At 64.5% G+C, this 6,059-nt stretch carries 2 protein-coding genes; both read right to left on the bottom strand.

The window, feature by feature from the left end:
* Positions 1-130: 130 nt before the first annotated feature.
* Positions 131-2,083, bottom strand: a complete 1,953-nt coding sequence (locus FNU79_RS18540) for a fibronectin type III domain-containing protein (RefSeq protein WP_143722276.1) — start codon at positions 2,081-2,083, stop codon at positions 131-133.
* A gap of 82 nt (positions 2,084-2,165) precedes the next feature.
* On the bottom strand, positions 2,166-6,059 hold a 3,894-nt coding region (locus tag FNU79_RS18535), incomplete at its 5' end, for a PKD domain-containing protein (protein ID WP_143722275.1).

The raw sequence follows: 6,059 nt of genomic DNA, 5'->3' as shown, positions 1-6,059 counted from the left end.
TGCGCCCCCTGCGTGATCCCGACACTCTGGAAGCCTACTTTGAACGGATTGAATTGTGATCTGGCCTCCAAGGGCGGATTTCTGTTCTTACTCTAGTCGGCCCCCATGCCACGGTGCTGGAGAACTCCACTTAAGGCTTTGCCACCATCTGAGGCGGCGTAAGAGCACTCATCTGCCCGCGTTCGTTCACGGCGCGGAGTCGGTACTCGCTGTCCGGGGTGCCCTGGGCATCGGTGAACGATCCGGTGGTGATCAGGCCCGACACCTGCAGCGGCTCGCTGCCCGCCGCATCCAGGCGGTATACGGCCACCGGCAGGCCGGGAGTGGCTGTCCAGGTGACGCGGTTACCGGCACCCGCTTCCAGCGCCTTGACGGCGATGCCCTGGGGCGCGGCCGGAAGGCCGGTGCTGGCGCGGCGGATGACCAGCGGTTCAGAGGACGCCGAGACGTTCCCGGCGTCATCAACGCTCTGCACGCTGTACGCGTAGGTCACGCCAGACTCTGCCGTGGCGTCCAGGTACGTGCGTGTCGCGGCGCTCAGGCGGGCCAGCTCCACGGGCACCGAGCCGCCCGCAGCGCGCGACACGCGGAAACCGGCTAGGTCCGGGATGTCGGCCTGCGTCCAGCTGAGTTTCACGCCCTGTGCGCTCACCGTGGAAGGAAGCAGGGTCGGGGTGGGCGGGGGCGTCTTGTCGATCAGCTTGGAGGCAACAGCTGCCGAACGTGCGGACTCCGCCTGGGAAGTATTCAGGGCCGTGACGCGGTAGGAGTAGCGGTTTTGCAAACCGGCGACCAGAGGATCGGTGAAGGTCGTGCCCACGACGGGCGAGGCGTTGACGAGGAGAGAAGGCGCACCCGCCCCGCCGGACTCACTGCGGTAGATCTGGTAGCCCTCAATGTCTTTCTCGCGGTTCGCTTCCCAGCTCAGCGTGATGGCGGCCACACCTGCCGTGATCTTCACGCCAGATGGCGGGGCGGGGGGCCTGGTGTTCACGGGCCGCGCGCCGACGAGACTACTGCGTGCGCCCATCTGCCCACCCGCATCCCGCGTGACGACGGCGTACACGTAGGGCTCACCGGCACGTCCGGTGGTGTCAGTGTAGGTGTTCGCTCCTGGAGGCAGTGTGGCTAGCGCGCTCAGTGGCTGGGTGGGGTCGGTGCCGCGCACAACGATCTGCTGCGTGATCCGGCTGTCTTTCGGCGCGGTCCAGCGCAGGGTCACGGCGCGTTCCTTGACGGTCGCCTGAAGGTCCTCGGGTGCCGGTAGGACGGTGACGGCCTCGGTGGTGACGGTGACTGGGGCCGTCCGGGCAGACTCACGACCGAACAGGTCTACGGACGCCACCTGGTAGCGGTAGGTGGTCTTGGCCTTCAGGTCGGTGTCTTTGAACACGTCACCGCCCGGCGCAGTGGTCAGAAAAAATGGGGTGGGTTGCAGCAAAACGTAGGCGTCCGCACCGCTGGAGCGGTAAACCTTGTAGGCCGCCACCAGATTGCTGGGGCCGGGCGGCGGCACGGTCCAGGTGAGCTGCACGGCGGCGGGGCCGGGTTTGGCTTTGGGGGTGCCGGGCGCGGGCACGGCGGGCGTTGCTCCCGTCTTGAACGTCGCCTCGCCAACCTTTGTTTCATTGCTGCCCACGGCAGTCACGGTGACGGTGTACTGGCCGGGGGACAGCCCTTCAAGGGTCGTCATGATGCCCAGAGCGCGGGCATAGACGGGCCGGGCGACCACGTTCAGGTTGAAAAAGGTTCTCTGGGTCCGTTCCGAGTCGTTTTTTGGGGGTTGGTCATACACGCTGATCAGTGCATCGTAATCCGCTTTGGACAGGCCGAGCGCGGCGGAATACGGCTGCGGAGAAGCCACCGTCTGGTCTCGGGTACCGCCGGGGCCGCTGATCCGCAGGCGGAAGCCCCGGGCAGGCAGGCTGTCGCCGGGGAGCGCCCAGCGCAGCATGGCACCGTCGGGGGTGGGCAGGGCCGCCACGCCGCCTTTGGCCGGACTGCCCTTGGGCGCGGTGCTTGTTTGGGCAGATGCCACGCCCAGAGTAGCCGTAAGGGTCAGTAGAAGCAGGGATATTCGCATGGATGGGGCCTCGTGAGATGGGTTGGTAGGGCTGTTGGGGATGCGGGGGTGGCTTGTGGTGCCTGCCACCCCCGCTGTGCATTCAGAAGTCGACGCGACCCTTGACGCTGAAGGGAAGGTCACCGATGACCGGCAGGGTCACACTGCCCGACGCTGTGCCGTTTATATAACTGCTGGCCGCCGAGACGTACAGGTGTCCGGTGATTGACAGGTTGATGCCCACATCGACTTTGAGACCGCACGCCCCCCCGCCTGCAGCGGCACCAGCACTGAGGGTCACCGAGGCGTCGAGGGACGTGGGGTCATACACGACGGTGAAGTCCGCGTTCAGGGCCAGGTGCGCATTGGCGTACCAGTACCAGTCGCAGACCTTGCCGGTGCCACTCTGACCCACACTGTAGGCCAGACTGACGCCCACACCCACGCTGATTTGGGTACCGTCCACCATCAGGTAGCCGTTGTATCCCAAGCCGTCGGCCCGGCTGGTCGTGGTGTTACTAGAGCCTGCGGTGGCCGCATTCGATGAAGAGTTGGCGGTGGTACCGGAGATGGCGTCCGTGGTAGTACCGTCCGCATTTTTGACGGCTGCCGTGGTCGTGGTGGTGGTGCTGCCTGATTTGATAGAGAGCAGGCGCACGCTGATCGGGTTGGCTTTGGTGCCCAGGTACACGCGCTGACCGCTGCCGGAAAACGGCATGTACATCTCGGCGTACCCGCTCACGGCGACGATGTTATAGAAGTCGAGTTCACGGTTGTGCGTGCAGTCCAGCCCACCGACCGATGACTTGGCAGCTGGCCCCACGCAGCCCTGCACGAGCAGGTAGCCGCTGTCGGGACTCTCGGGCGGCACGCTCAACAGAATCAGTGCGGCAACCTGAGGTGCCAGGCTCCCCTTGGTCGAGACGGTCGAGAGGTTCGGGCCAGCAGCGCTGGCCGTGCCGGAGGAATAGCTTCCGAGAGCGCCCTGTGCCAGCGGGGTAAAGAGCCAGCCCACGGCCTTGATCGCCACAGTGCCTTCCGAGTCCACGCCCAGCGTGCCCCGGAAGTGTGCAGTGGTGCCATTGTCGATGGCCGTTCCGAACACTGCGCCTGCCTGAATCGCGACGTTAACCACGCGAGCGGCACCGGCGGGCGGAATGGCTTTCACGGGCGGTGCATCGAACTTCCCGTCCTTCCAGACCATGTTGATGCCCACACCGCCGCTGAATTCGTAGAATCCCACGGAGCCGACGGTGACGAAGGGTTTCAGGCCGGATGAGGCGACAGAGGCCCAGAAGAAGCCGTAGCTGGTGCCGTTGTCCCGCCCGAAGCCAGCTTTGGCGGCCACAGCAATTTTCTTGGCGATCTTGATGGTGCCCTGCCCGATGAATTCCAGGTTGTTTTCATCTTTGAACATGGCGCTGACCGATACGTCGTAATCCACAGTCTTGATCTGACCGAAGATCCGAATCTTATCGAAGACGATTTTTACGTCCTTGCCGTCTTTCACCCAGAAGCTGATGGGATTCGCGACGGCGTTCACGGGGAGCGCGTCACCCAGTTGCAGTTTGCCGCGCAGACTGAGGGTGTACTGACCGTCCGCCTCGCGGCGGGCACCGATTTCGGCGGTGGGCAGAGGGTAATCAAACAGGGTGAAGTTCGTCAGGCCCGTGGCGCTGGCCCAGGCCTCACCGCCCAGACTGACCCCGCCGTCGGGGGTGAAGGTCATGTTATAGACCGGCACCTTGACGTCCTTGCCGCTTACGCCGCCCAGGTTCCATTTGGCGTTTGAGAAAATCAGTTTCGCTTTGCCGTCGCCGCCGAATTCCCAGGTGGGCCGGCCCAGGTCCAGCGCCGTGCGCCCGAAGTTATGGTTGACCACGGCGACATCCGACTTGACTTCCCACTTCGCGCCAGGGTTGCCGAGCTGCGGGTTCCAGCCGATGGTCAGTGCAAGAGGCTCGTTCACCATGGGAACAGTCAGGCTGCCCTGGCCGCTCAAGCTGGCGATGACGCTGCCGCTGATGGCCATTTTCAGCGGCCCGGACTTGATAGCCCAGCCACCGACGCTCAGGTCGGTGGGCGTGAAATCGAAGGCGGTGGCGTAGCCGCCCAGCGTGTAGGCCACTAGGCCACTCACGCTCACCGGGGTGCCAGAGGCGATGGGGGTGCCGATGGTCAGGTTGGCACCCGGCAACACCACACCCATCCAGTCAGGTGTGGGTGCCGTGCCGCCCGTGTAGGCAGCACTCAGGCCGTCGGCGTTCTGCTTGCGTGACAGATCGAGCACACCACCGGTGGCCGAAACGCTGATTCCAGTGGTGCCGATCTTCAGGTCACCAAGAGCATTTGCGCTGCCCTTGAGGTCGGCCAGAAGTTCGCCGCCTTCCAGCAAGCTGGCGTCTGTGAAGGTCAGTCCGGTACCCGTACCACTGGGCAGCTGAACTGTTCCGCTGAGCGCCGCGCCTTCGGGGCTGAGGTTCAGGGACGTGAGGCGGACACTGGCCTCACCCAGGCTCAGCAGGCGCAGGGGAAGATTGGCCAGGCCCACTCTGGTCGGGTCGCCGCCCGTGACCTTGTAGCCCGTGGCCGAGCGGGTCACTTGAAGGTTCGCCATCGTGACATTCTGTTCGCCCAGATCTGCACCGCCCACGATCAGGCGCACAGTTCCTTCACCAGCAAAGCTCTGCAGGTCCAAGTTCTTGATGCTGGTCAGCTTGACACTCAGCCCCCCGTAAGTGAGGAGACTCGGGCTGTCGAGGGTGTACCTGAGCGTGTTCGCTCCGGGAAGAACGGGTGCTGGGCAAGCCGCGGCGCACGTCGACTGGACATCCGCTATGCGGAACGACACCGTGTGGTTGCCAGGCTTGGGCGGCGAGACCGTGTAAGTCGCGGTCGCTGTGGTGCCTCCATCCGGCAGATTCACGGTGACGGAAGGACCAGCCTGACCGTCTAGGAGCCAGTTGCCCGTCAGGCTGCCGCTCCCGGTGTAGTCGATGATCAGGCGGACGGCGACAGGATCGAGGGAATTCAGGGTGATGTTCGAGTTCGTAGAATCGCTCGCAAACGCCACGGTGGCCGCCCTCAGGACCAGCTGCAACTGTGCCTGCACGGTCGTGACCGCGCGGACGCTGCTCACACCGTCCGGCGTGCGCAAATTCAGCGTCAGGGTGTACACGCCCGTGCGGGTGTACCGGTGCGTCCAGCGGCCTGACTGGCCGATAAAGGCCAGTTGTTCCACCTGGCCGTCACCGTAATCGAGCAAGTAGGTCGCGCCCTCCAGAAGTCCAGTAATGCGGATGTCCAGTACGTCCGGTGAACTACCTGGTGTGGCGGTGAGAACTTCCTGCGGCGGAAGACCCGCAGTGAAGGTAGTCGTGACGGGTTCCAGGCTGGGAGCAGTGACGGTGACCGTGTACTGCCCAGGTTTCAAGTATGTATGAACCAAGGTCGTGGCGGTCTGGCCCGTGACCGTGTCCTGCTGTCCGTCGCCCCAGTTCACGGTGTAAGTCAGGGCGCTGACCAGGCCACTGAGCGAGGCCGTGGCCCGCAATTCGGGGGCAACCACTGCCAGCACCAGAGGCCGGACCTGAACATTCACGGTAGCGGTGACGCTGGGAGCACCCGGCGTGCTGAGTTCGAGGACGTAGACACCGGGTTTGGCGTAAGTGTGTGTCAGGGTGTCGGTGACTTTGCCAGTGAGATCGGTATTCGAACCGTCACCCCAGGTAAGCCGGTAAGTCAGGCTCTCCTGCAAGCCGCTGACCACGGCGGTCACGCTCAGCGCGTCCGTCGTTGAAGTCAGGGTGGCCGCCGGCACACTCACGGTGAGCGCGGCGCTCACCGGAGCACTCCCGGGCACACTCAAGGTCAGACGGTAGTTGCCGGGACGGGCGTAGTTGTGACTCAGGGTCTGCGTCTCCACACCCGTGATATCCACGGCTGGCGTGCCGTCGCCCCAGTCGAGCTGGTAGGTCAGGGCCTTGACCAGCCCGGT

Source organism: Deinococcus detaillensis (genome assembly GCF_007280555.1).
In the GTDB taxonomy this organism is placed as follows: Bacteria; Deinococcota; Deinococci; order Deinococcales; family Deinococcaceae; genus Deinococcus; species Deinococcus detaillensis.
Note: the sequence above shows the minus strand (reverse complement) of the source record. Positions and strands in the feature narration are given on the sequence as shown.

Bases quoted from the DNA above. Each gene is read 5' to 3' on its own strand.
- FNU79_RS18540 (WP_143722276.1), bottom strand. From the start codon at position 2,083: ATGCGAATATCCCTGCTTCTACTGACCCTTACGGCTACTCTGGGCGTG.